This window comes from Kitasatospora cheerisanensis KCTC 2395 (assembly GCF_000696185.1).
Taxonomy (GTDB): domain Bacteria; phylum Actinomycetota; class Actinomycetes; order Streptomycetales; family Streptomycetaceae; genus Kitasatospora; species Kitasatospora cheerisanensis.
The window spans coordinates 1,171,353-1,193,297 of the sequence record NZ_KK853997.1; the positions used below are offsets into that span (position 1 = coordinate 1,171,353).

Below are 21,945 nucleotides of genomic sequence, written 5' to 3' on the forward strand. Positions count from 1 at the left end.
CCGGCCCGGGGGCGGGCGGGGTAGGTTCGGGGTGTTGGTGTTCCCGTCCGGTGTCCCGGGGTGTCCGGGGTCCGGCGCACAGAAGGCAGGTGGGGCATGGAGTCGCTGTTCGAGCTTCCGATCCGGACGCTGGCGGGCGAGGAGTCGTCGCTGGCGGACTACCGGGGCAACGTGCTGCTGCTGGTGAACGTGGCGTCCAGGTGCGGCCTGACGCCGCAGTACTCGGGCCTGGAGCGGTTGCAGAAGGCGTACGGGGAGCGCGGGTTCACGGTGCTCGGGTTCCCGTGCAACCAGTTCGCGGGGCAGGAGCCGGGCTCGGCGGAGGAGATCCAGGAGTTCTGCTCGACCACGTACGGGGTGTCGTTCCCGCTGTTCGAGAAGGTGGACGTGAACGGGGCCGGCCGGCATCCGATCTACGCCCGGCTGACCGAGGTGGCGGACGCCGCGGGCGAGGCCGGGGACGTGCAGTGGAACTTCGAGAAGTTCCTGATCGGTGCGGACGGCGAGGTGGTCGGGCGGTTCCGGCCGCGGACCGAGCCGGAGTCGGCGGAGCTGGTGGGCGCGATCGAGGCGCAGCTGCGCGGCTGACGGGACGGAGGGGCCCGGGTTGTCCGGTGGCCGCCGCGGGGCGGCCGAAACTGTACAGGTAACCTGCGCAGTGGAACTGGACAGTCCGGGCCCCTCCGGCTGCCCCCGTCACGACGAAAGGCACTTCCGTGTCCGTCACCGCGCTCGACCCGGCCACCGCCCTGGTGGTCGTCGACCTCCAGCAGGGCATCCTCGCCGCCCCCGGCGACCCGTACCCCACGAGCGAGGTGCTGGCGCGCAACGTCCGCCTCGCCGCGGCGTTCCGCGCCGCCGGGCTGCCGGTGGTGCTGGTGCGGGTGTCCTTCGCGCCCGACGGCGCCGACCTGGTGCCCGGCCGCACCGAGCTGGCCCGGCCCCGCGCGACCCCGCCGGAGGGCTGGGACACGCTGGCCGCCGAGCTGCACGACCCGTCCGACACCGTGGTGACCAAGCACAACTGGGGCGCCTTCCACGGCACCGACCTGGACGTGCAGCTGCGCCGCCGCGGCGTGACGCAGCTCGTGCTGACCGGCGTCGCCACCAGCATCGGCGTGGAGTCCACCGCCCGGGCCGCGTTCGAGCACGGCTACCACGTGACGCTGGCGGTCGACGCGATGACCGACATGGACGCGCAGGCGCACCGCAACAGCGTGGAGCGGATCTTCCCGCGCCTCGGCGAGACCGGCACCACCGAGGAGATCCTCGACCTGCTGGACAAGTCCCGCTGACCCGCCGGGGCGTGCCGGAACCCGCCGGAACCCGCCGGAACCCGCCGGGCGGGCGGGTTCCGCTCCCGGCTCAGGCCTCGCCGGGGTGCCAGCTGGGCCACTGCCAGGGGCGGTCGTCCCAGTGCACCCGGACCGGGTCGTGCGGGTCGAGGTCGGGGAAGTGCCGTCTCACCTCCGGTTCGAACTCCTCGGGGGCGAGCGGCATCCAGCCGCTGTCCTTGAAGTGGACGAGGCGGTAGCGGCTGTCGGTGCGGAACTCCGCGATCCGCACCAGGGGTTCGTCGGCCGCACCGCCGGTGCCGGTGTTGCTGCTGGAAGTCATGCGGCCAGCTTCGGACCCGCTCCCCCGCCGTGCACGGCGCACCGCCGGTGCCGGCGCAGATGTCACCGTTCGGCGGCGGGCGCACCGGGCGCGTCACGGATGGGTAGCGGTCCGGTACGGGACCTGGTGCCACCTGCCCGGTCCCGTACCGTGGAAGCACGTCGAAGGTTCCGGGAGGACCGCGTGGGCAAGGGCAGGGCGTCGAAGGGCACGGCGGCGGCGCGGATGCGCGGGCTGGACGGCCTGGCGGTGTCGCGTTCCGCATGGGGCCTGTACCGGGAGACCCGGCGGCCGGGCGCGCCCGGGCTGGCGGCCCGGGTGTGGGCGCTGCCGCGCCTGTGCCGGGACGTGCTGCTGCGCCGCTACCCCGGGGTGGGCCCGGGCAAGCTGCTGGTGTTCGCGTTCGCGGTCGCGGTGTACCTGGTCAGCCCGATCGACGCGATCCCGGACTTCATCCCGGTGCTCGGCTGGAGCGACGACACCGGCCTGCTGCTGTGGTTCCTGATGGGCCTGACCCGGGAGTCCGGCCGGTACGTCGAGTGGGCCCGCCGGGGCGAGGGCGGCGCGATCGGCGAGCTGCCGGCCGACGGCTGACGCCACCGCGCTCGCCGCCGACCCGGGCCGTCCCCAGACGGCCGACGGCCGGTGCCACCGCCCTTGCGGTTACAGCGACTTGAGCAGCTTCTCGAAGCGCAGGTCGGGGCGGAGCGGGATGCCGAAGCGCTCGTCGCCGTACGGGAAGGGCTCGTACACGCCGGTGCGGGCGTAGCCGCGGCGCTCGTACCAGGCGATCAGGTCGGCGCGCTGCTCGATGACGGTCATCTCCATCGCCGTCACGCCCCAGGCGTCCCGGGCCCACTCCTCGGCGCGGGCCAGCACCCGGCGGCCGAGGCCGCCGCCCTGGGCGGTCGGGGAGACCGAGAACATGCCGAAGTAGCCGGTGGCGCCGCGCCGTTCGACGTGGCAGCAGGCCAGCAGCCGGCCGTCCTGCTCGGCCAGCAGGACCACCGACTCGGCGCGGCCCAGCAGTTCGGCCACGGCGGCCTCGTCGGTGCGCTGCCCGTCCAGCAGGTCGGCCTCGGTGGTCCATCCGGCCCGGCTGGCCTCGCCCCGGTACGCCGACTCCACCAGCGCGACCACGGCCGCCACGTCCCGCGCCCCGGCCGGGCGGAAGGTCGGCACGGGGGCGGCCGGGTCGGCGGTGCGGGCGGCGGTCGGCTCGGCGGTCATCGGGTGCGCTCCTTCGGGCCGGTCGGCCGCGGCGGTTCGGGTGCTCGAACGGCCATCGTGCCACAACGGCCCTGGCGCGCCCGAACGTCGGGGCGCCGGCCGGGCCGGTACGCGCGTCCACCGGGAGCTCGTCCGATGGGGGGTCCTGTTCCGCGAACTCCGCCTGCCGGGGCGGGGTTTCGATCCCCGGGTCACCGGCAATGTCCCGGCTGAGGCGCGCCGGGCTGCTGTCCGTGCGGCGTTCGCAGGCGACCAAGGAGGGGCATGCCCGGATTCTTCGGCCGGCGCCGGGAGAGGGCCGTCAATCGGGCCCCCGGGATCCGCGTGGAGGCCGACGCGGACGGCACGGGTCTCGCGGTCGGTCGCGACCTGGGGATTCACGCGGCCGGCGGGAGCGTCGCCGTCGGTGGCGACATCCGCGGGGACATCATCGTCAACCACGCCCCGCACCACGAGACGGCGGCGGCCGTCCGATCGAGTCTCGCCGTCGAGCGCCAGCGGCTTCGCATGTCCGCCTACCGGCAGGCGCTCCGGCACAACGAGATCATGTTCCTGCTGAGCGTGGTGGCCATGGCGAGCGGTGCGGGCGTGGTGCTCACCGGGGCCGTCCTCACCGTTCTGCGCGCGAGCAACGGGGAGGCCGTCTCGGTGCCGCTGGTCACCAGCCTCGCGGGCGCGCTGATCACCACCGTCGGCGGAGCGCTGGCCGTCCACACCAACCGGAGTCGCCGGCACCTCGCGGAGCAGGACGACCGGCTCGACGCCCAGATCGAGCGGGACCACGTGATCGAGAAGCTGCGGGGCTGGATCGACCGGGTCGCGGATCCGCAGACGCGGGACCGGCTCAATGCGGCGGCCGCGATGCGCGAGATGGGCCTGGAGCCCGATTCGGCGGTGGTGACCGACCGGGTGCTGCCCGAGCCGGGCACGGCCCTGCCGGTCCTGGAGGCCGGCGGGCGCCTCCCGGAGCCCGCGTCACCGGACGGGCAGGCGGGCGCCGATCCGCTCCTGCGCCCCGGGGACGGTCAGGGGGCGGGGACGGGCCGCTCGGGCGGGCCCGGGTAGGGGAAGATCTGGCGGAGCAGTCCGCGCGGGTGGCCGCGGCGGCGCCACTCGCGGGGATAGCCGAGCGAGACCTCTTCGAACCGGACGCCCTCGTACCAGGTGGTGCGCGGGATGTGCAGGTGTCCGTAGACGACGGCGGCGACGTTGAAGCGGCGGTGCCAGTCGGCGGTGAGTTCGGTGCCGCACCACTGGGCGAAGTCGGGGTAGTGCAGGACGTCGGTGGGGCGGCGGTCCAGCGGCCAGTGGCCGACCAGCACCAGCGGCAGTTCCGGATCGTGCGCGGAAAGCGCTTTCTCGGTGGCCGCGACGCGCTCCCGGCACCAGTCCTCGACGCCCGCGTACGGGCCGAGGTCGATCCGGAACTCGTCGGTGCAGATCACCCCGTTGTCGCGGGCCCGGGCCAGCGACTCGGCCTTGGTGTGCACGCCCGGCACCCGGAAGCTGTAGTCGTACAGCGTGAACACGGGGGCGACGGCGTACGGGCCGTCGGGGCCCTGCCAGACCGGGAACGGGTCCTCGGGGGTGGCGACGCCGAGGGCGCGGCAGCGCTCGACCAGCAGGCGGTAGCGCTCGGGCGCGTCGACCGCGACCGGGTCCTGCGCCGTGGTCCACAGTTCGTGGTTGCCGGGGGTCCAGATCACCTTGGCGAAGCGGTCCGCGAGGACGCGCAGGGCGGCTTCGACGGCGTCGACGCGTTCGGCGACGTCACCGGCGACAATCAGCCAGTCGTCCGGGCCGGTCGGTTTCAGCTGGTCGAGCACCGGCCCGTTGTCGGCGACGCCGACGTGGAGGTCGCTGACCGCGAGCAGGCGTCCGTCCGTCATCGTTCCCCCCAGGTTCCGCCTCCGCCGGCGCGCCACTTCCGTCCGCCGCTGGAGCGGTTCCGTCCGCCGGCGCATCCCGGCAGTGGGACGCGCGTTGACACGCTACCTCCGGGCGCCGCCGCGGCGCCAGCGGACGTGCTTTCTGTCGCTCCGTCAACGTCCGTCGGAACCCCAGGTGTTCGGTGGACGCACCTATGTCTGTTCGCTCTACATACTTTCTGACGATGTGTTGATTCAACACTCTGTTGACTGACGGGTCCATGACTATATCTTCTCCGCAGCGGCCGAAACCCGGCCGCTCTTCACCCCACTGAGGACCCGTCATGCCTGCTTACGGCACCAGCCGCATGCTCCGCCGCACCGCCACCGCGGTCGCGTCCGCCGCCCTGCTGGTCGGCGCGATCGCCGCCGCCGGCCCCGCCCAGGCCGCCAAGCCGAGCACCCCCGCCAACTTCCACCCCGAGCTCGACTACGCGGGCTCCACCGTCGCCGCGCACGAGGGCAAGGACACCTCCGCCTCCACCGCGAACTCCCTTGCCGCCCTGGCCGTCACCCAGACCAAGGGCATGGACGTCTCCAACTGGCAGGGCAGCGTCGCCTGGAGCACCGCCTACGCCAACGGCGGCCGCTTCGCCTACGTGAAGGCCACCGAGGGCACCACCTACACCAACCCCTCGTTCGCCCAGCAGTACAACGGCTCCTACAACGTCGGCATGATCCGCGGCGCCTACCACTTCGCGCTGCCCAACGCCTCCTCCGGCGCCACCCAGGCCGCGTACTTCGTCGCCCACGGCGGCGGCTGGTCCAAGGACGGCAAGACCCTGCCGCCCGCGCTGGACATCGAGTACAACCCGTACGGCGCCACCTGCTACGGCCTGAGCCAGGCCGGCATGGTCAGCTGGATCCGCGACTTCTCCAACACCGTGCACACCAAGACCGGCCGCTACCCGGTGATCTACACCACCACCGACTGGTGGACCACCTGCACCGGCAACAACAGCTCCTTCGGCGCCACCAACCCGCTCTGGATCGCCCGTTACGCCTCCGCGGTCGGCACCCTGCCGGCCGGCTGGTCCTACCAGACCATCTGGCAGTACGCCGACTCCGGCACCCTGCCCGGCGACCAGAACTACTTCAACGGCGCCCTGGACCGCGTCCAGGCCCTCGCCAACGGCTGACGTCCCGTCAGCACTCCCGCCCGCGGCCGGAATCCACCCCGCTCCGGCCGCGGGCGGCCCCGCGTCTCAGCGCGCCGGGACCACCAACTCCCAGGTGTCGACGGCGAAGTCGAGCTCCATGCCGTTGTCCCGGTACAGCGCGGGCGCGCCGGTCGCGTTCTCGGTGTCCACCCCGAGGCCGACCCGGGTGTGGCCGCGCTCCGCGTACACCGCGAAGAAGTACCGCAGCAGGTAGCCGCCGATGCCCCGGCCGCGGTGCTCCGCGAGCACCCCGATGTGGGAGGCCCAGGCCTGGTCGGCCCGGTCGGCCCGGGTGCGCAGCACGGCGACGTCGCCGTGCCCGTCGAGGCCGGCGATCCACACCAGCGACCAGTCGGCGCTGTCCGCGCCGGTGTCCTCGCACCACTTCTCGTAGCTGCGCGGCTGGAAGTCGTAGTGCTCGGCGAAGGTCTCGTGCAGCAGCCGGTGCACGGTGCGCCGGTCCTCCTCGGTGGCGCAGGACCGCAGCCGCAGGCCCGCCGGGGCCTCCGGGAACGGGTCGGTCTTCGGGTCCACGGCGCGGGTCAGCACGTGGTGCCGGCGCTCCAGCCGCCAGCCGCGGCCGGCCAACGCCCCGGTGTCGATGGTCGGTTCGGTCGTCAGCATCAGGTGCAGCACGGCCCGGTCGGCACCGTTGCCGCGGGCGAGTTCGGCGCCGCGCGCCTCCATCAGCCCGAACAGGTGCAGCCCCGACGCGGTGTGGCCCGGCAGCAGGTACTGGTCCAGGTTGATCCGTTCCCCCGCCGAGCGGTCCCGCACGATGCCGTACCCGACCAGCTGCCCGGCGGCGTCGTACAGCAGCCAGGAGTCACGCTCCAGGTCCACCGACGGGTGGCCGAGGTCCTCCTCGACCTCGTGCAACTCGGTGAACGCGCGGCCCACTTCGATCTCGTCCACCTGGTTGAGCAGCGCGCACACGGCCTCGGCGTCGCCGAGCACCGCCGGCCGCACGGTCATTCCCTCCGGGAGTGCCATGTCCCCCTCCTTCACAGTCGACTCCGGTGGCAAACCTGGCCTTTCTACCCGTTTCAACGCCCTTGCCCCAAGCGGTTTTTCACGGCAGCGGCGGCGCGGCAGCAAGGCCGCCCTTGCGTCCGGACGACGGGAGCGGCAGGGACGACCTGCCAGGACCGTACCGGCCTCGTGCCCGCTGCCCGCCGAGGACCGGCCGGTCAGGCAGTGGCGCGGTGGGCGTACGGACGGTCGGGGCAGTGCGGGCAGGCGAACAGGTGCAGGCCGCCCATGTCCCCGATCATCAGGCCCGCCGCGCTCTGGACCGAACTCCGCTCCTCGTACGGCAGGTCCCAGATCTCGCCGGTGGCCGGGGTGTCCTCGACGGGGAGCCAGGTGCGCCAGCTCTCGCCGTCGAACTCGGCGGCGGCGACGGACAGCAGGTGGTCCATCCGCCGCCCGCACCCCGGACAGTCGGGCCAGTCCGGGTCCTGACCCCAGGCGGGGTAGCCGCCCGCCTTCGTCCCGTCGGCGACCGACAGGTGGTACTCGTACGACCAGCCGGTCTCCTCCTCGACCTGCTCGAACCGTTCCTCCAACTCCTCGGACAGGCGCTCCGGCAGGTCCCAGGACGGGTACTCGGCGATCCGCTCCGGGTGCAGCACGCACGGCTCGGGCAGGTAGCAGGAGGGTGCGCCGTCCGGGCGGGGCGGGTCGGCCGGCCCGAGGTCGGCGCGGGAGCCGTCCCACCAGTACACCTCCGGCCGCGGCGCGTACCCCTGCTCGTGGTCGAACGGGCACCACAGCACCTGCAGCACGTCCGCGCCGTCCGGCCACGGCAGTTCGGGCACGTCGGCGGCCAGCAGCTGCACGACCGGCACCAGCGGGACGGGGCCGGCCCCGCGCGGCGGCGCGTACGCGGTCCGCGGGTGCTCGTCCGCACAGTGCGGCCACGCCTCGGCCCGCGGCCACCGCACCGGGCCGCCCAGCGAACTCTCCCCCGCCCCCGGCCTCCCCCGCCTGGGATGCAGGCGCACCGCCTCCCGCCGCAGCGCCCGCAGCTCGGGGAACAGCGCCTCCACGTCGACCGGACGGGGCGGGGTGGTGCGAACCATCGGAGCGTACTCCCTCGGTCGGGCCGTGACACGAGGTCAGGACACGGGCGGCGGATCCGGCAGGGCAGCGTATCCACCGTCCCCCGCACCGTCGCCGAAGCCCCCTCGACCACCGGGTTCCGGCCCGACGGCGAGGAACCGAACGGGGCGGCTACCTGCGGACGTTCGGCGCGGTGAGCATCTCCGCTCTCTCGGCGGGGTCAGAGACCGGCCGGGTGGCGGGAGAGCCAGTCGGCGTGCCGGTCCCGTAGCCGGTCGCGTTCTTCGGGCGTGGTGAGGAAGACGTCGGCGCCGCCGTCGTAGGGATGGTGGATGCGCCGGAACCGGACGTCTGTGATCAGGACGTCCGCCGTCTCGTCGTCGGCGACGGCGCGCAGCAGGTCGTCGATGCAGCCGCGCTGCCAAGGGCGCCTGGTGGTGAAGAGGTGGTAGTACGTGCGGTACGCCGGGTCGGGGTCGTCCTCCGCCAGGAAGCTCTGCCAGTAGCCGGCGTCCGGTCGGTGCGGCGGGACGCCGGGCTCGGTGGTCCACGTCGGCACGATCACGTACACGTCCGTGCCGGCGAACAGCTCGTCGAGGACGGTGTTGTAGCGGTCCAGGACGACGGCGTACTCGCTCTCGTCCTCCGCGTACCGCTTCGACTCCGGGAGGCTGTGGAAGCGCACCCACACTCCCCCGTACGGGCCGCGCAGTCGGTACCCCACCGGAGGGCAGTCCGGCCACTGCTGCTGCCACAGTTCCGTCAGTGCCGCCTGCTCCGTCCCGGCCACCTGCCACGCCCTCTCACCTTGCCGACGTCCGGCGGACCATGATGCCCGGGCACCGCCGACCAGGAGAAGCGATTTCTGACGCCGCATCAGCAGCCCGAGCAGGAACCTCTCGACCGGATGCACTGCCTCCCGGCCCGCCGTCGTGCCCCGGCCCGGGGAACGAGAAAGCCCCGCAGATCCGAGGATCTGCGGGGCTTCGCTGTGCGCGAGGGGGGAGTTGAACCCCCACGCCCTTTCGGGCACTGGAACCTGAATCCAGCGCGTCTGCCTATTCCGCCACCCGCGCATGGGTGTTGGTCGTTCTCCGCCGGTTCGCTTCGTTCGACCTGCTGAGAAGCTTACCGCATTTCTCGAGGGCCTCCGCGCACCCCTTCCTGCGGGGCGTCACAATGGCCGACATGAGAGTGATCTTCACCGTGGCCGGGGCGGCGGTGCTGGCCGCGACGGCGGGCAGCATTCTGCGGACGCTGGTGGTGCCGCGCGGGCTGTACTCGGTGCTGGTGATCCGGCTGTGGTCGGTCCTGCGGCGGCTGGTGCGGACGGTCGCGGCGCCGTTCGGCGGGTACCGGGCGATCGACCGGGCGCAGACCTGGCTGGCGCCGCTGATCCTGCTGGGGATGCTGGGGTGCTGGCTGCTGTCGACGCTGGTGGCGTACACCATGCTGCTGGTGGGGACGTCCGAGCTGCCGTGGAGGGTGGCGTTCCGGGAGGCCGGGTCGAGCCTGTTCACGCTGGGTTTCGCCAGCGGCGACCGCCTGCACCTGTCGGTGATCGACTTCCTCGCGGCGGCCAACGGCCCGCTGATCATCGCCCTGCTGATCGCCTACCTGCCGACCCTGTACGGGGCGTACAACCGGCGGGAGTTGGAGGTGACGCTGCTTCAGTCGCGGGCCGGCGAGCCGGCCTGGGGGCCGGAGCTGCTGGCCCGGCAGACGCTGGTGGGGACGGAGAGCGAGCTGCCGGAGCTGTACCGGGACTGGGAGCGGCTGGCCGCGGACCTCGGCGAGGGCCACTCCAACTACCCGGTGCTGATCTCGTTCCGCTCCCCGCAGCCGTACCGCAGCTGGGTGGTGGGCCTGATCGCGGTGATGGACGCGGCGGCCATGCAGCTGGCGCTGAACCCGCGGTCGGCCCCGCCGGAGGCGCGGCTGCTGCTGCGCGCCGGGTTCACGGCGCTGCGGGACATCGCGACGGCGCTGCGTATCCCGTTCGAGGCGGACCCGGAGCCGGACGAGCCGATCCGGCTGACCTTCGAGGAGTTCGACGCGGCGGTGGCGATGGTGACGGCGGCCGGGCTGCGGCCGGAGCGCCCGGTGCGGGACGCCTGGCCGCACTTCCGCGGCTGGCGGGTCAACTACGAGGCCGTCGCCTACGAGTTGGCCCGCCGCGCGGACGCGGTGCCGGCGCTGTGGACGGGGCCGCGGGACTTCCCCGCCACCCCGATCCCGCCGCGCCGCCCGGCCGACCGCCGCCCCGCCAACCCCTGACGGAGCCGGACCCTGACAGGGCCGGCCCCGAGGGTGCCGGCCCTGAGGGTGCCGACCCTGACGGCCGGTCAGTTCCGTCCGGACACACCCAGCAGCTGCTCCTCCGCCTGCGCCAGCACCTCCACCACCCGCCGCCCGAAGCGGACGTCGCACGGGTGCGGGGTGCCGGTCGCGGCGGCGGCCAGCAGCGCGTCGATCGCGCGCCCGAACGCCGCGGTCGGCGGCCCGTCCCGGTCGGGCAGGCGGGTGACGCCGGCCGTGCCGCGCAGCTCGGCGCCCGCGCCGTCCGCGGCGGCTTCGCCGGGGGCGGTCAGGCTGAGCGTCACGGTGCTGGACGCGCCGCCGGTGTGACGGAGGATCAGGTGCGCGGTGTCGCCGGGGCCGGGGGCGGCGGTGACCCGTTCGACGTCTCCGAGGACGGGCAGCAGGACGGACAGCGCGTGCGGGCCGACGTCCCAGAGCGCGCCCTTCTGCTGCCGCCAGGGGGAGGCGGCGAACGGGCTGTCGGTGGTGAACACCGAGCCGATCCAGTGGCAGTGGGCGGTGAACCAGCCGCCGCGGTCGGACTGTTCGTCGATCCACTCGGCCTGCTTGCCGCCGAACCGGACGGTGAAGAACACCACCGAGGCGACGCCGGACGCGGCGGCCGCGTCCTCGACGGCGCGGGCGGCGTCCACCGTGGCGGCGACCGGCTTGTCCAGCAGCAGGTGCTTGCCGGCCGCGGCGGCGCGCGCCGCGTACTCGGCCTGGACGTCCGGCGGCAGCGCGATGGCGACGGCGTCGACCGCGGCGAGCAGCTCGTCCACGGTCGGGTACGCGGGGACGCCGTGCGCGGCGGCGAGTTCGGCGGCGGCCTCGGGGCGGCGGCCCCAGACGCCGGCGAACTCGACGTCCGGGTGGGCGGCCAGCGCCGGGGCGTGCACCAGGCCCGCCCAGGGGCCGGTGCCGAGCAGTCCGATCCGCACGGTCAGCCCTCGACCCGGATCAGGGTGAAGCCGTCGTAGCCGCGACTGCCGACGGTCTGCACGGTGGTGGCGTCCAGCCGCTTGTCGCCGGCGATCAGCTCGTGCAGCTGCTGGACGCCGCGGACGGCCGCGTCGGTGCTCTGCTCGTCGGCGAGTTCGCCGTCGCGCACCACGTTGTCGACCACGAACACCGAGCCGGGCCGGGTGAGGGCCAGCGAGGCCTCGACGTAGTGCGGGATGTTGGCCTTGTCGGCGTCGACGAAGACCAGGTCGTACGGTTCGACGCCCTCCTCGGTGAGCTGCCGCAGGGTGTCGCGGGCCGCGCCGATCCGGACCTCGACGCGGTCGCCGAGGCCGGCCCGCTCCAGGTTGGCGACGGCGACCTCGGCGTGCGCCGGGTCGAGTTCCAGCGTGGTCAGGGTGCCGTCGGCGGGCAGTGCGCGGGCCAGCCAGATCGCGCTGTAGCCGGCCAGCGTGCCGATCTCCAGGATCCGCCGGGCGCCCTGCATGCGGGCCAGCAGGTTCAGCAGCTTGCCCTGGTTGGCGGCCACCGCGATCTGCGGTAGCCCGGCCCGGTCGGCGGCCTCGACGGCCGCGTCCAGCACCTCGTCCTCGCCGATCAGCCGGGCGGCGACGTAGTCGTCCACCGCGGTCCACAGCTGCATCGGGTTCTCCTGCACGGTCATTCCCCACCTCCGTGATCGCTTGGCGGTGCGACCCTACTCCCTGCCCCGCGTCCGGTGGCCCCGAACACGACGAGACCGCCGCGTCCTCGGGGACGCGGCGGTCTCGATCGGGCTCTCGACCGCGGTCCGAACCGGGGTCTCGCCGGCGGTCAGTCGGTGAGCGTCTCGGCGAGCGGCTCGCCGCTCTTGCCGCCGGACTGCTCGGGGTGCGCGGCGCGCGACTTCTTCGCCCGCCACTTGAGCACCAGCGCCGAGCCGACGCCGAACACGGCGGCCGCGCCGAGGCCGATGTACGAGGCGCCCTTCAGGTACTCCTCGGCGACCTTGCCGACCTGGTAGACCAGCAGCGTGGTGCCGCCCGCCCAGACCACGCCGCCCAGCACGTTGGCGATCAGGAACTTCCAGTACGGCATCCGCAGGGTGCCGGCCAGCGGGCCCGCGAAGATCCGCAGCAGCGCGATGAAGCGGCCGAAGAAGACCGCCCACATGCCCCAGCGGTGGAACGCCCGCTCGGCGGTGGCCAGATGGTCCGGTCCGAAGTGCTTGGGGAAGCGGCGGCCGAGTTTCTCGAACAGCGGCCGTCCGCCCTTGTGGCCGATCGCGTAGCCGATCGAGTCGCCGATGATGGCGCCGGCGATCGCGCAGCCGGCGACGCCCCACGGGCTGACGATGCCCTTGGCGGCGAGCAGCGCGGAGGAGACCAGGGCGATCTCTCCGGGCAGCGGGATGCCGAGGCTCTCCAGGCCGATGATCAGTCCGATGATCACGTACACCGAGGTCGGCGGAACGCTCTCGATCCACTGGTCGAGGTGCAAGGCGGAGTACCTCCGTCGGGGCAGGAACAGTCGGGCAGGAACAGGCGGGCAGGGACGGGCGGCCGGCGCGCGGGCGGCGCACGGGAAAGCTTCGGTAAAGAGCCGAGGCCGGGCCAGCCTAGCCGCTCCCGGCGCGCACGCCGAGCGTCTCCCCCGGCCGCCCTCGGCGGCCGCTTCCACCGGGTTCCCCACCCGCTCACCCGCTCTGGATCCAACTCCCGACCCGGCCCGGTTCGTTCCCGGTCCGCGGGTGACGTTCGGCGCACCCGCCGGGCCTGTTCCCGAGCCCCGGGCGGACCCCATACTCCGTCACCGGACAGCACGGATCTCGGGGAGGAACCATGACCACGGCAGCGGCGGCGGCAGGCACCTGGCGGCTCGGCGACCTGACGGTGAACCGGCTCGGCTACGGCGCGATGCGGCTCACCGGCAACGGCATGATGGGCAACTCGGACGGCCCGCCGATCGACCGCGAGCACGCCGTCCGGCTGCTGCTCACCGCGTTCGAGCAGGGCGTGGACCACGTCGACACGGCGTCCTTCTACTTCTCGCCGCTGCGCTCCGCCAACGAGTTGATCAACCGGGCGCTCGCCTCCTGGCGCGGGCCCGCGGTGACGGTGGTCAGCAAGGTCGGCCCGGGGCGCGCCCCGTCCGGCGAGTGGCTGACCATGGCGCGGCCGGACGAGCTGCGCGGCCAGGTCGAGGAGAACCTGCGCCAGCTCGGCCGGGACTGCCTGGACGTGGTCAACCTGCGCCGCAACGGGCCGGACTGCGACTCGGTGGCCGAGCACTTCGGCGCGCTCGCCGAGCTGCGGGAGGCCGGGCTGGTCCGGCACCTGGGGCTGTCCAACGTCCGGGCCGAGCACGTCCGGGAGGCGCGGGAGATCGCGCCGGTGGTGTGCGTGCAGAACTCCTTCGGCCTGGACTGGCGGCGGGCGGAGGAGAACGGGGTGCTCGGCCTCTGCGCCGAACTGGGCATCGCCTTCGTCCCGTTCTTCGCCATCTCCGGCCTGCACCGGGAGGCCGCGGCGGCCGCCGAGCGGGACCGCCGGGTCGCCGCGGTGGCCGCCGAACTGGACGCCACCCCGGCGCAGGTCCGCCTCGCCTGGACGCTGCACCGCGGCCCGCACGTCCTCGCCATCCCGGGCACCGTGAACCCCGCCCACCTGGCCGAGAACCTGGCCGCGGCGGCGCTGCGCCTGACGGACGCTCAGCTCGCGCTGCTGGACGGCCCCACCGGCTGAGCTCAGCCGGCCGACACCCACTCCGGGAGGGCCTCGCGGCGGCGGAGCCAGTCGGCGGGGACGCCGGCCAGGCCGGTGCGGGCGGCGACCACGCCGCCGGTGATGGCGCAGGTGGTGTCGACGTCGCCGAGGCCCTCGGCGGTGGTCCACAGCGCGTCGGTGAGGCTGTCCAGGTGGTGGGCGGCGGACCACAGCGCGAACGGGACGGTGTCGGAGGCGCGGATCCGCTGCCCGTTGCCGAGCAGGTCGGCGGCGCGCCACGGCGCCGTCCCGGGCGAGAGGGCGACGGCGGCGAGCACGCCGTCGCGGATCGCCCCGTCCGGGGTGCGGGCGGCGACCTCGCGCAGCAGGTCCGCGCCGCCCGGGCCCTCGCCGGGCAGCCGGCCGCGGGCGGCGAGCGCGGCGGCGACCGCGACGGCGACGGCTCCGGCGACGCCCTCGGGGTGGGTGTGGGTGACCTCGGCGGACCAGCCGGCCTGTTCGACGGCCTCGTCGAGGTCCTCGGCGAACCAGGCGCCGAGCGGGGCGACCCGCATGGCGGCGCCGTTGCCCAGGCTGCCCTGCCCGTCGAAGAGTTCGCGGGCCTCGGTGGCCCACCGCTCGGGGTGCTCGGCGAGGACGGGCAGCAGCCGGATCATGCCGTGGCCGTAGCCGCGGGCCGGGTCGGCGAGGAAGGTGGCGCCGAACATCGCGGCCAGCTGGGTGCGGTTGATGCCGTCCTGGTCGATCAGGGCGCGGTGGACGGCGAGCGCCATCGCGGTGTCGTCCGTCCAGTGCCAGTGCGGTTCCTCGGGCGTCCGGCGGGCCTTGATCTGCTCGATCGCCTCGGCGGGCGGGCGGAACCGCTTGAACCAGCGTTCGCCGAAGGCGTCGCCGAGCGCCACCCCCTCCAGGGCGTCGCGCGCAGCCTGCCGGGCGGTGGTGGTGGTCGTCATACGGGTCATCCTGGCACCCGTTCCGCCGCCTCCCCACCGGATTTCCGCCGCTGCCCGACGGGCCGTCAGATCTTCAGGAACTCGAGCAGGTCCTGCTGGAAGCGGTCCTTGTCACCGGCCACCATCGCCAGGCCGTGCGAGCCGCCCTCGTACACCTTGAGCTCCGCGCCGGGGACGAGGGCGGCGGCCTTCCGGCCGGTGGTGTCGATCGGGACGATCTGGTCGTCGTCGCCGTGCACCACCAGCAGCGGGACGTCGAACTTCTTCAGGTCGGCGTGGAAGTCGGTGTGTCCGAACGCGTCGACGCACGCGACGGCGCCCTGGACGGTCTGCGACTGCGCCATGTGCCAGAAGGCGTCCAGGTTGCCCTGGGTGGCGCGGCTGTTCATGCGGTTGGCGGAGAAGAAGGCGACGGCGGTGTCCTTCCAGAACTGGGAGCGTTCGCGCAGGATGCCGGCCTTCAGCTCCTCGAAGGTGCTGTCGGGCACGCCGCCGGGGTTGTCGGGGCCCTGTCCCATCAGCGGGGTGACGGCGGAGAGCAGGACGGCGGACCTCACCCGGGAGGTGCCGTGCCGGCCGATGTAGCGGGCGAGTTCGCCGCCGCCCATGGAGTGCGCGACGAGTGTGACGTCCCGCAGGTCGAGGCTGGTGAGCAGGTCGTTGAGGTCGTCGGCGAAGGTGTCGAAGTCGTAGCCGTCCCAGACCGGGGTGGACCGGCCGTGGCCGCGCCGGTCGTGGGCGATGCCGCGGTACCCGGCGTCGGCGACGGCCTTCAGCTGGTCCTGCCAGGCGTCGCCGTTGAGCGGCCAGCCGTGCAGGAAGACCACGGGGCGGCCGCGGCCCCAGTCCTTGTAGTACAGCTCCACGCCGTCGCGGGTCGTGCAGGAGGGCATGCGGGTCTCCGTTCCGGGGCCGGGGCCGGCCGGCGGCGCCGGCGGCTTCGACGGGCCCGCGCGTCCGGGGACGGCGCGCGCCCAGCCCATCAAGGCACAGCCGGCCCCGGCGCGCACGGCGGCGGGCCGGGGCCGGACGCACCGTCAGCTCTTCGGCGGCACCGGCCGGTTCAGGACGGCTCCACGCAGTACAGCGCGGCCCTGACCCGCTCGGGTCTCGGCGAGCCGGGCGACGGACCAGTGTTCGAGCCGGGCGGGCTTCCAGATTCCGGCGGTGGGCAGGGTCGGGCCCCGGTCCCAGCCGAAGCTGCTGGCCGTCTTGCGGAGGTACTGGAACGGCTCCGGGTACGCGTTCGGCCGCTCGCCGACCAGTCCGCGCACCCGCTCGGCCTCGGTGCACGCGCTGGTGAAACGGACCGTCAACTCGCCCGTCAGGCCGGTCGCGTCGAAGCGGTGGCGGCGGTGCATGGTGCGGGTGGTGCCGAGTTCCGTGCCGCCGAGGGTGACGGTGGCGACGGTGTCCAGGCCGTCGAAGACCAGGTCGGTGCGCTCGTGCTCGCTGCCGTGCGCGGGCAGGTCGAGCGTGTAGGTCCAGTCCTGCCGGCCGACCCGGGCCACCTCCAGCTCGTTGGCGTTCAGGTACGGGTCCGGTATCAGGCCGGCGGCCAGCAGGTCGGTGTGGACGCAGCCCGGGACCGTCGCGGGCACCGGCTCCCCGTCGTGGTGCAGGCTCCAGCCCTGGTCGAGCGGGGTGGTGCCCTTCGTCCGGCAGCTCCTCGGTGGCAGGTGTGCGGCGCGAGCGGCCCCGTAACCCCGCCCGGAAGGGCGTGTGCACGAACCGGTTCGGCTGCCGCCCGCCCCGCCCCGCCGGGCGGGGCGGGGCAGGTCGCGGCCCGATCGGCCGTCAGTACGTGGTGCAGGCCGAGCCGTTCAGCGTGAACGCGGCCGGCACGCCGTTGGTGCCGGCCGTGGAGCTGCCGCTGAAGCCGAAGGCGACGCTGCCGCCGGCCGGGATCACCGTGTTGTACCCGCTCGGGTTGCTCGCGGTGACCTGCTTGCCGGACTGCGTGCCCACCGCGTTCCACATGTTCGTGACCTGCTGGGCGCCGGGGAAGGAGAACACCAGCTTCCAGCCGTTGACGGCGCTGCTGCCGGTGTTCTTGATCGTGACGTCCCCGTTGAAGCCGCTGCCCCAGTCCGCGAGTCCGTAGTGCACCGCGCAACTCCCGTTCGGCGCGGGGCTGCTGGCGCTCGGGCTCGGGCTGCCGCTGGGGCTGCTGCTCGGGCTGCTGCTGGGGCTCGGGCTCGCGCTGGCCGACGGGCCGGGGCTGGAAGTGCCGCCGCCCAGGCCGGACTTGGCGCGCATCCGGTCCGAGTGGGCGCGGAACACGGAGAGTTCGGCCGCCCCGGACTGCACGCCGAACTTGCCGTCCACGTTGCTGTCCTCGTACCACCAGAAGGCGCTGCCGTCGCCGCCGGCCGCCTCGAAGTCCGGGTAGAGCTGCGACCACCAGGCTGACCGGTCCACCCCGTTCACGTTGAACTCGCCCAGGAAGAACGGCTTTCCGACCTTGTCGTGCGAGTCGGAGATCCAGGCCCGGATCAGCGTCTTGGTCTGGTCGACGCTCAGGTTGGCCCAGGACTCGGTCGGGTACGGGTGCGCCGAGGTGTAGTCCAGGTACGGCGACTGCTGCACGTAGACGAACGGGTTGCCCTCGTTGCCGCCGAAGCCGTACGCGCTGCCGTGGCCCTCCAGTCCGGCGCCCAGCAGGTGCTTGGAGTCGATGGACTTGACGTACGCGCCCATCTCGTCGACCCAGGCGCGCAGCGTGGTGCCGTTGAGGTTCTCGGCAGCGCTCTGGTCCTGGTAGCGCGGCTCGTTCATCAGGTCCCAGGCGAAGATGGTCGGGTCGTCCTTGTACTTGACGCCGCTGTAGTGGTTGACCCGGTTGAGCGCGTAGTTCAGGTAGTTCTTGTACGAGGTGAAGCAGCCCGGGCAGCGGGTCTTGTCGAAGAACGCGGCCCGGCCGGGCTGTCCGCCGGTCAGGCCCTCCCACTGGAGGCGGGTGTCGATGCCGCCGTACGCCTCCCAGTAGTTCTCGAACACCGGGACCAGCCGCACGTTGTGGGCCTTGGCGGACTGGATGATGTAGTCGAACTCGGAGAACTCCTGCTCGTCGTAGACGCCCTTGGACTTCTCGAAGCCGTGCCAGTCCTCGTGGCTGAACATCCACAGCCGCAGCACGTCGATCTTGTCGGCCTGCAGGTGCGCGAACTGGGCGTCGATCCGCGCCTTGTCCATGAACTGCGTCTCGGTGTCGCCGTAACTGCCGCCGTAGGTGAACACGTCGTAGGTGTTGGCGCCCGCGAAGTAGTACTCCTTGCCGTTCAGGCAGAAGTGGATGCCGCAGCGGGTGGCGAAGGCGTCCGCCGTGTCCGCCTGCGCGGTCCCGGCGCGGCCGACCGCGAGACCGGTGACGGCGAGGACGGCGGCGAGCAGGAACGCCAGCGGCGCGAGGCGCCCGGCGCGCGCCCCGCGTCGAACGGGCGGTCGGGGTCGGAGTCCGTGGTGCACGCTTGTCCCTTTCGTCCCTGGGGTGGGGTGGGGGTGCTCCTGCGGCTCCGGCGGGGCGGCACGAGGCCCCGACAGGCCCGACCGGTCGACCGAGGAAGAGGTGCGCCGACCGTACGGGCGCCCTCCGGCACTGTCAACGAGACCCGACGGCCCGTCAGGGCTCCTGCCCGGTGACGGGCTCGGAACTCGGCCGCGAGCCGGGCCCGCCGTGCCCGGCGGTGAAACTTTCACTGTCCTGACCTGCGGATAGGGTCGTCGGCATCCGATCCCCGAGGAGCACGCCGCATGCCGTCGCCGGACGAACTCGACCAGGTCGACTGGGCCGCCCTCTCGCACGCCTACGGGCCGGCCGAGGACGTCCCCGACCTGATCCGCGCCCTGTACCTGCCGGACGCGGCGGCGGTCGACGAGGCGGTGCACGACCTGTTCGGCACCGTTTACCACCAGGGCACCGTCTACCCGGCCTCCGGCCCCGCCGTGCCGTACCTGGCCCACGCCGCCCGGCACGCCACCGCCCGCCGGGCGGACCTGCTGCTGCTCCTGGCCCTGATGGCCGATCACGAACCGGACCAGGTCGGCCCGGCCCGCTGGGCCCGCAGCCCGGTGTCCGCCGTCTGCACCGAACTGACCGGCGCCCTGCCCGAGTTGCTCCCCTGCCTGGCCGACCCCGACCCGGAGGTCCGGCAGGCCGTGCTCCGGGTGGTCGCCTCCGTCGCGGACCTGCTGCCGGACCTCGACGGGACCGCCTCCCGCGTCTCCGCGCTGCACGCGTCCGACCCGGTGCCGTCCGTCCGGGCGGACGCCCTGCTGACCCTCGGTGCCCTGGGCCGCCCCGTCGCTTCTCCTCACGACGCTTCCCTGCACGACCCGCTGCCCGAAGTACGGCTGGCCGCCGCAGTGTTGCTCGCTGAGCAGGGCGGGCCGCCGTACCCGTCGGAGCTCGTCGAGATCCTGTCCGCCGACGGCGCGCGCCCGCCGTGGACCATGCCGTGGGCGGACGGCCGGGACGTGGACGCCCGGCTGACCGAACTGCTGGCCCTCGACCCGGACGCGGCGCTGACCGTCGCCGCCCGCTGGATCGCCGCCGGCGACCAGGGCACCCGGGGCTGCTGGCTGGCCGAGCGGATCGTCGAGACCTGGCGCGACCGCGAACTCGAGGTCCTGGACCTCCTGTTGGCCGCCCTCCCGCACCAAGGCGACGGCGGCGGCGCCCGCCTGCGCACCATCGCCCACTGGATCGAGCACCTGCCCGCCCCGCACGCGGCCCTGCGCGACACCCTGCACGTCCGCGCCGCCACCTCGCCCTCCGCGCTCCTGGGCCTGCTCCGCGCCCGCGACCCCCGCGCGATCGACCTGCTGCCGGAGGATCCGGAGCCGCACCTCCTGGCCGAGGCGGCCCGGTTGCTGCCCTCGGCGGCCGACCGGCTGGTCCCCCTGATCCGGCGTCACCTGGCCACCGCGGACCACCCCGACGCGTCCGTGATCGCCCTTCTCCCCACGCTCGGCGAGCCCGCCCGCGCCGCCGTACCCGAACTCCTGCACTGCGCACGCCACCGCTCCGCCGTCGCCGCCGTCCGCGCCCTCCGCCGACTCGGCGTCGCCATACCCGAGCTGCTCCACTCCGAGCGCCTCGACCTGCGCCTCGCCGCCGCCGTCACCCACCACCGGCTCACCGGCGACGCCGGCCCCGCGCTCGCCGCCTTCCACGAGCTGCTCACCGCTGCACCCCAACCCTCCTGGGACCCTGCCGAGTTGGCCTCCCTCGGCCCGGCAGCCGCAGGTCTCCTCCCGCTGATCGAACCGCTCCTCACCAGCCGCCGCGCGTACCAACGCCTCGCCGCCGCCGACACCCACCAACGCCTCACCGGCTCCCCCGACCGTGCCGTCTCCGTCCTCGCCACCCTGGTCGCCCCCGACGACCTCGGCCTCGCCGCCCTCCGCGCCCTCTCCACCAGCGGGCCCCTCCCCGACCCGCTCCGCCCCCACCTGCGCGCCCTCGCCTTCTCCCCCCACCGCCTCGCCCCGACCACCCCCTCACCCCCACCGGCGGCGGCCACACCGACCGCGAACTCCGCACCCTCGCCCTCACCCTGCTCGCCACCTGACCGGCGGCTCGGCAGGAGCCGACGGTGCCTCAATTCCCGTCTATTGCAGCCATCTCGCAGTAACCAATCCGATCATCCAGATCGTCATACTGTGCGAACGGTCCGCCATCCGGCCGGCCGTACGGCGGAGGGGAGCGGCGAGCGATGACGGACGAGAGGCGCACGGGCGGCGGGTCGCGGAGCAGAGCCGTCAAGGTCGCGGCGGGCGTGGTCGCGGCCGGCGCGGTCACCGCGCTCGCGGTGAGCCTGACCACCGGCGGCAGTTCCACCCCGGCGCAGCAGTCCCTCTCCGCCGCCGATCCGGCTCCGACCGCCACCCCGAGCGGCTCCACCGGTCCGTCCGCACCCAGCGGTTCGCCCTCCCCCGGCTGGGACGGCAAGGTGAAGGTGCTGGGCGACGGCTCGACCTCCGACACGGGGCCGCAGCCCAACCAGCTGAAGATCGAGAAGCTGAAACCCGGGGAGAAACCCCCGCAGTTCGTGGTGTTCTCCTGGGACGGCGCGCTGGAGAACGACGACCACCTGTTCTCCCGGTTCCGGAAGCTGGCGAAGGAGAACGACGCGACGATGACGTTCTTCCTCACCGGGATCTACCTGCTCCCGCAGGAGAAGCACGACCTCTACCGACCGCCGCAGCACGACAAGGGCAGCGCCGCCATCTCCTTCCCCACGGACCGGCACGTGAAGGAGACACTGGAGCAGCTGCGGCTGGCCTGGCAGGACGGCGACGAGATCGGCACCCACTTCAACGGCCACTTCTGCGGCCCGAAGGGCGGCGGCGAGTGGAGCGTGGACGAGTGGCGCAGCGAGATCGAGCAGGCGTACTCCTTCGTCACCAACTGGAAGACCAACACCGGCTTCGCCGGCGAGGCCCCGCTGCCGTTCGACTTCCGGAAGGACCTCGCGGGCGGCCGGGCCCCGTGCCTGGAGGGGCAGAAGAACCTGATCGCGGCGGCGAAGGACCTCGGCTGGCGCTACGACGCGAGTTCCCCGGGCGAGTTCCAGGTCTGGCCGTCGAAGACGAACGGGGTGTGGAACTTCCCGCTCCAACTGCTCCCGTTCGGTGACCAGCAGGTGCTGTCGATGGACTTCAACTTCCTTGCCAACCAGTCCGGCGACAGCACCCAGGGCGATCCGCGGAAGTACAACGCCTGGGAGAAGCAGACCCGTGAGGGCTACCTCGACGGGTTCGAGCGGGTCTACAACGGCAGCCGGGCGCCGCTGTTCATCGGGAACCACTTCGAGACCTGGAACGGCGGCATCTACATGCAGGCGATCGAGGACGTGGTGAAGACCGTCTGCAAGAAGGACGGCGTGCACTGCGTCTCGTTCAAGGAGCTCGCGGACTGGCTGGACGCCCAGGACCCGAAGGTCCTGGAGCAGCTCCGCCGGCTCGACCCGGCCCAGGCACCGGACTGGCCGACCTACCTCAAGTAGCCGTTGCGGTAAGC

General features: G+C 73.5%; 21 protein-coding genes, 1 tRNA gene and 1 pseudogene. 9 read left to right on the plus strand and 14 right to left on the minus strand.

Annotation, left to right across the window (positions count from 1 at the left end; all coding sequences use genetic code 11):
* The first annotated feature begins 96 nt into the window (after positions 1-96).
* A complete protein-coding gene (locus tag KCH_RS05125; RefSeq protein WP_035859425.1) occupies positions 97-588 on the plus strand; it encodes a glutathione peroxidase in 492 nt (163 codons plus the stop codon).
* Between the two features lie 128 nt (positions 589-716).
* The gene (locus tag KCH_RS05130) at positions 717-1,295 is read left to right on the plus strand and encodes an isochorismatase family protein (RefSeq protein ID WP_035859427.1); all 579 of its coding nucleotides are present in this window, start codon (positions 717-719) and stop codon (positions 1,293-1,295) included.
* 70 nt (positions 1,296-1,365) lie between these two features.
* On the opposite strand, the gene KCH_RS05135 is transcribed toward KCH_RS05130, so the two are convergent.
* Complete coding sequence (locus KCH_RS05135) at positions 1,366-1,617, minus strand: hypothetical protein (protein WP_035859429.1); 252 nt, start codon at positions 1,615-1,617, stop codon at positions 1,366-1,368.
* A 183-nt stretch (positions 1,618-1,800) separates the two neighbouring features.
* Between KCH_RS05135 and KCH_RS05140 the strand changes: the two genes are divergently transcribed.
* Complete coding sequence (locus tag KCH_RS05140) at positions 1,801-2,211, plus strand: YkvA family protein (RefSeq protein WP_244305169.1); 411 nt, start codon at positions 1,801-1,803, stop codon at positions 2,209-2,211.
* Positions 2,212-2,280: 69 nt separating this feature from the next.
* Here the strand turns inward: KCH_RS05140 and KCH_RS05145 are convergent, their stop codons facing one another.
* The gene (locus tag KCH_RS05145) at positions 2,281-2,847 is read right to left on the minus strand and encodes a GNAT family N-acetyltransferase (RefSeq protein ID WP_051652753.1); all 567 of its coding nucleotides are present in this window, start codon (positions 2,845-2,847) and stop codon (positions 2,281-2,283) included.
* 264 nt (positions 2,848-3,111) lie between these two features.
* Between KCH_RS05145 and KCH_RS36840 the strand changes: the two genes are divergently transcribed.
* Complete coding sequence (locus tag KCH_RS36840) at positions 3,112-3,912, plus strand: TRADD-N-associated membrane domain-containing protein (protein ID WP_051652754.1); 801 nt, start codon at positions 3,112-3,114, stop codon at positions 3,910-3,912.
* On the opposite strand, the gene KCH_RS05155 is transcribed toward KCH_RS36840, so the two are convergent.
* A complete protein-coding gene (locus tag KCH_RS05155) occupies positions 3,873-4,736 on the minus strand; it encodes a metallophosphoesterase family protein (RefSeq protein ID WP_051652755.1) in 864 nt (287 codons plus the stop codon). The two genes, KCH_RS36840 and KCH_RS05155, sit on opposite strands and share 40 nt — an antisense overlap.
* Positions 4,737-5,059: 323 nt before the next feature.
* Between KCH_RS05155 and KCH_RS05160 the strand changes: the two genes are divergently transcribed.
* Positions 5,060-5,914, plus strand: coding sequence for a lysozyme (locus KCH_RS05160; protein WP_035859431.1), 855 nt, complete (start codon positions 5,060-5,062; stop codon positions 5,912-5,914).
* Between the two features lie 66 nt (positions 5,915-5,980).
* On the opposite strand, the gene KCH_RS05165 is transcribed toward KCH_RS05160, so the two are convergent.
* The 4 genes from KCH_RS05165 to KCH_RS05180 all read right to left on the minus strand — a co-directional run bounded on the left by KCH_RS05165 (position 5,981) and on the right by KCH_RS05180 (position 9,075).
* Positions 5,981-6,928, minus strand: coding sequence for a GNAT family N-acetyltransferase (locus KCH_RS05165; RefSeq protein ID WP_035859433.1), 948 nt, complete (start codon positions 6,926-6,928; stop codon positions 5,981-5,983).
* Positions 6,929-7,125: 197 nt separating this feature from the next.
* A complete protein-coding gene (locus KCH_RS05170; protein ID WP_051652756.1) occupies positions 7,126-8,019 on the minus strand; it encodes a YwqG family protein in 894 nt (297 codons plus the stop codon).
* Positions 8,020-8,219: 200 nt separating this feature from the next.
* Positions 8,220-8,789 (minus strand): DUF3885 domain-containing protein, encoded by a 570-nt coding sequence (locus KCH_RS05175; protein ID WP_244305171.1) that lies wholly within the window; start codon positions 8,787-8,789, stop codon positions 8,220-8,222.
* A gap of 202 nt (positions 8,790-8,991) precedes the next feature.
* Positions 8,992-9,075 (minus strand) — tRNA-Leu (locus KCH_RS05180).
* 112 nt (positions 9,076-9,187) lie between these two features.
* On the opposite strand from KCH_RS05180, the gene KCH_RS05185 reads away from it, so the two are divergent.
* On the plus strand, positions 9,188-10,276 hold the full coding sequence (locus KCH_RS05185) for a hypothetical protein (RefSeq protein ID WP_035870824.1): 1,089 nt from the start codon (positions 9,188-9,190) through the stop codon (positions 10,274-10,276).
* Positions 10,277-10,344: 68 nt separating this feature from the next.
* Here KCH_RS05185 and KCH_RS05190 read toward each other — a convergent pair whose 3' ends face one another.
* The 3 genes from KCH_RS05190 to KCH_RS05200 all read right to left on the minus strand — a co-directional run bounded on the left by KCH_RS05190 (position 10,345) and on the right by KCH_RS05200 (position 12,742).
* Positions 10,345-11,241, minus strand: coding sequence for a Gfo/Idh/MocA family protein (locus tag KCH_RS05190; RefSeq protein ID WP_035859436.1), 897 nt, complete (start codon positions 11,239-11,241; stop codon positions 10,345-10,347).
* A 2-nt stretch (positions 11,242-11,243) separates the two neighbouring features.
* Positions 11,244-11,927, minus strand: coding sequence for an O-methyltransferase (locus KCH_RS05195; protein ID WP_035859438.1), 684 nt, complete (start codon positions 11,925-11,927; stop codon positions 11,244-11,246).
* A 149-nt stretch (positions 11,928-12,076) separates the two neighbouring features.
* Positions 12,077-12,742, minus strand: coding sequence for a DedA family protein (locus KCH_RS05200; RefSeq protein ID WP_035859440.1), 666 nt, complete (start codon positions 12,740-12,742; stop codon positions 12,077-12,079).
* Between the two features lie 341 nt (positions 12,743-13,083).
* On the opposite strand from KCH_RS05200, the gene KCH_RS05205 reads away from it, so the two are divergent.
* Positions 13,084-13,986: an aldo/keto reductase gene (locus tag KCH_RS05205; RefSeq protein ID WP_035859442.1), complete on the plus strand. Its 903-nt coding sequence runs from the start codon at positions 13,084-13,086 to the stop codon at positions 13,984-13,986.
* A 2-nt stretch (positions 13,987-13,988) separates the two neighbouring features.
* Here KCH_RS05205 and KCH_RS05210 read toward each other — a convergent pair whose 3' ends face one another.
* The 4 genes and pseudogenes from KCH_RS05210 to KCH_RS36845 all read right to left on the minus strand — a co-directional run bounded on the left by KCH_RS05210 (position 13,989) and on the right by KCH_RS36845 (position 18,389).
* Positions 13,989-14,930 carry an ADP-ribosylglycohydrolase family protein gene (locus tag KCH_RS05210; protein ID WP_035859444.1) on the minus strand — a complete coding sequence of 314 codons (942 nt, stop codon included), beginning with the start codon at positions 14,928-14,930 and terminating at the stop codon, positions 13,989-13,991.
* Positions 14,931-14,986: 56 nt separating this feature from the next.
* On the minus strand, positions 14,987-15,814 hold the full coding sequence (locus KCH_RS05215; RefSeq protein ID WP_035859446.1) for an alpha/beta fold hydrolase: 828 nt from the start codon (positions 15,812-15,814) through the stop codon (positions 14,987-14,989).
* A 210-nt stretch (positions 15,815-16,024) separates the two neighbouring features.
* A pseudogene (locus KCH_RS05220) lies at positions 16,025-16,600 on the minus strand (glycosyl hydrolase 2 galactose-binding domain-containing protein); the annotation flags it as partial.
* A gap of 118 nt (positions 16,601-16,718) precedes the next feature.
* Positions 16,719-18,389, minus strand: coding sequence for a cellulose binding domain-containing protein (locus KCH_RS36845; protein ID WP_051652757.1), 1,671 nt, complete (start codon positions 18,387-18,389; stop codon positions 16,719-16,721).
* A gap of 285 nt (positions 18,390-18,674) precedes the next feature.
* Here KCH_RS36845 and KCH_RS05230 point away from each other — a divergent pair, with 285 nt between their 5' ends.
* Together KCH_RS05230 and KCH_RS05235 are read left to right on the plus strand one after the other, a co-directional pair.
* On the plus strand, positions 18,675-20,642 hold the full coding sequence (locus KCH_RS05230; protein ID WP_035859448.1) for a HEAT repeat domain-containing protein: 1,968 nt from the start codon (positions 18,675-18,677) through the stop codon (positions 20,640-20,642).
* Positions 20,639-21,931: a polysaccharide deacetylase family protein gene (locus KCH_RS05235; protein ID WP_051652758.1), complete on the plus strand. Its 1,293-nt coding sequence runs from the start codon at positions 20,639-20,641 to the stop codon at positions 21,929-21,931. The genes KCH_RS05230 and KCH_RS05235 overlap by 4 nt, the downstream gene beginning before the upstream one ends.
* Positions 21,932-21,945: the final 14 nt, after the last annotated feature.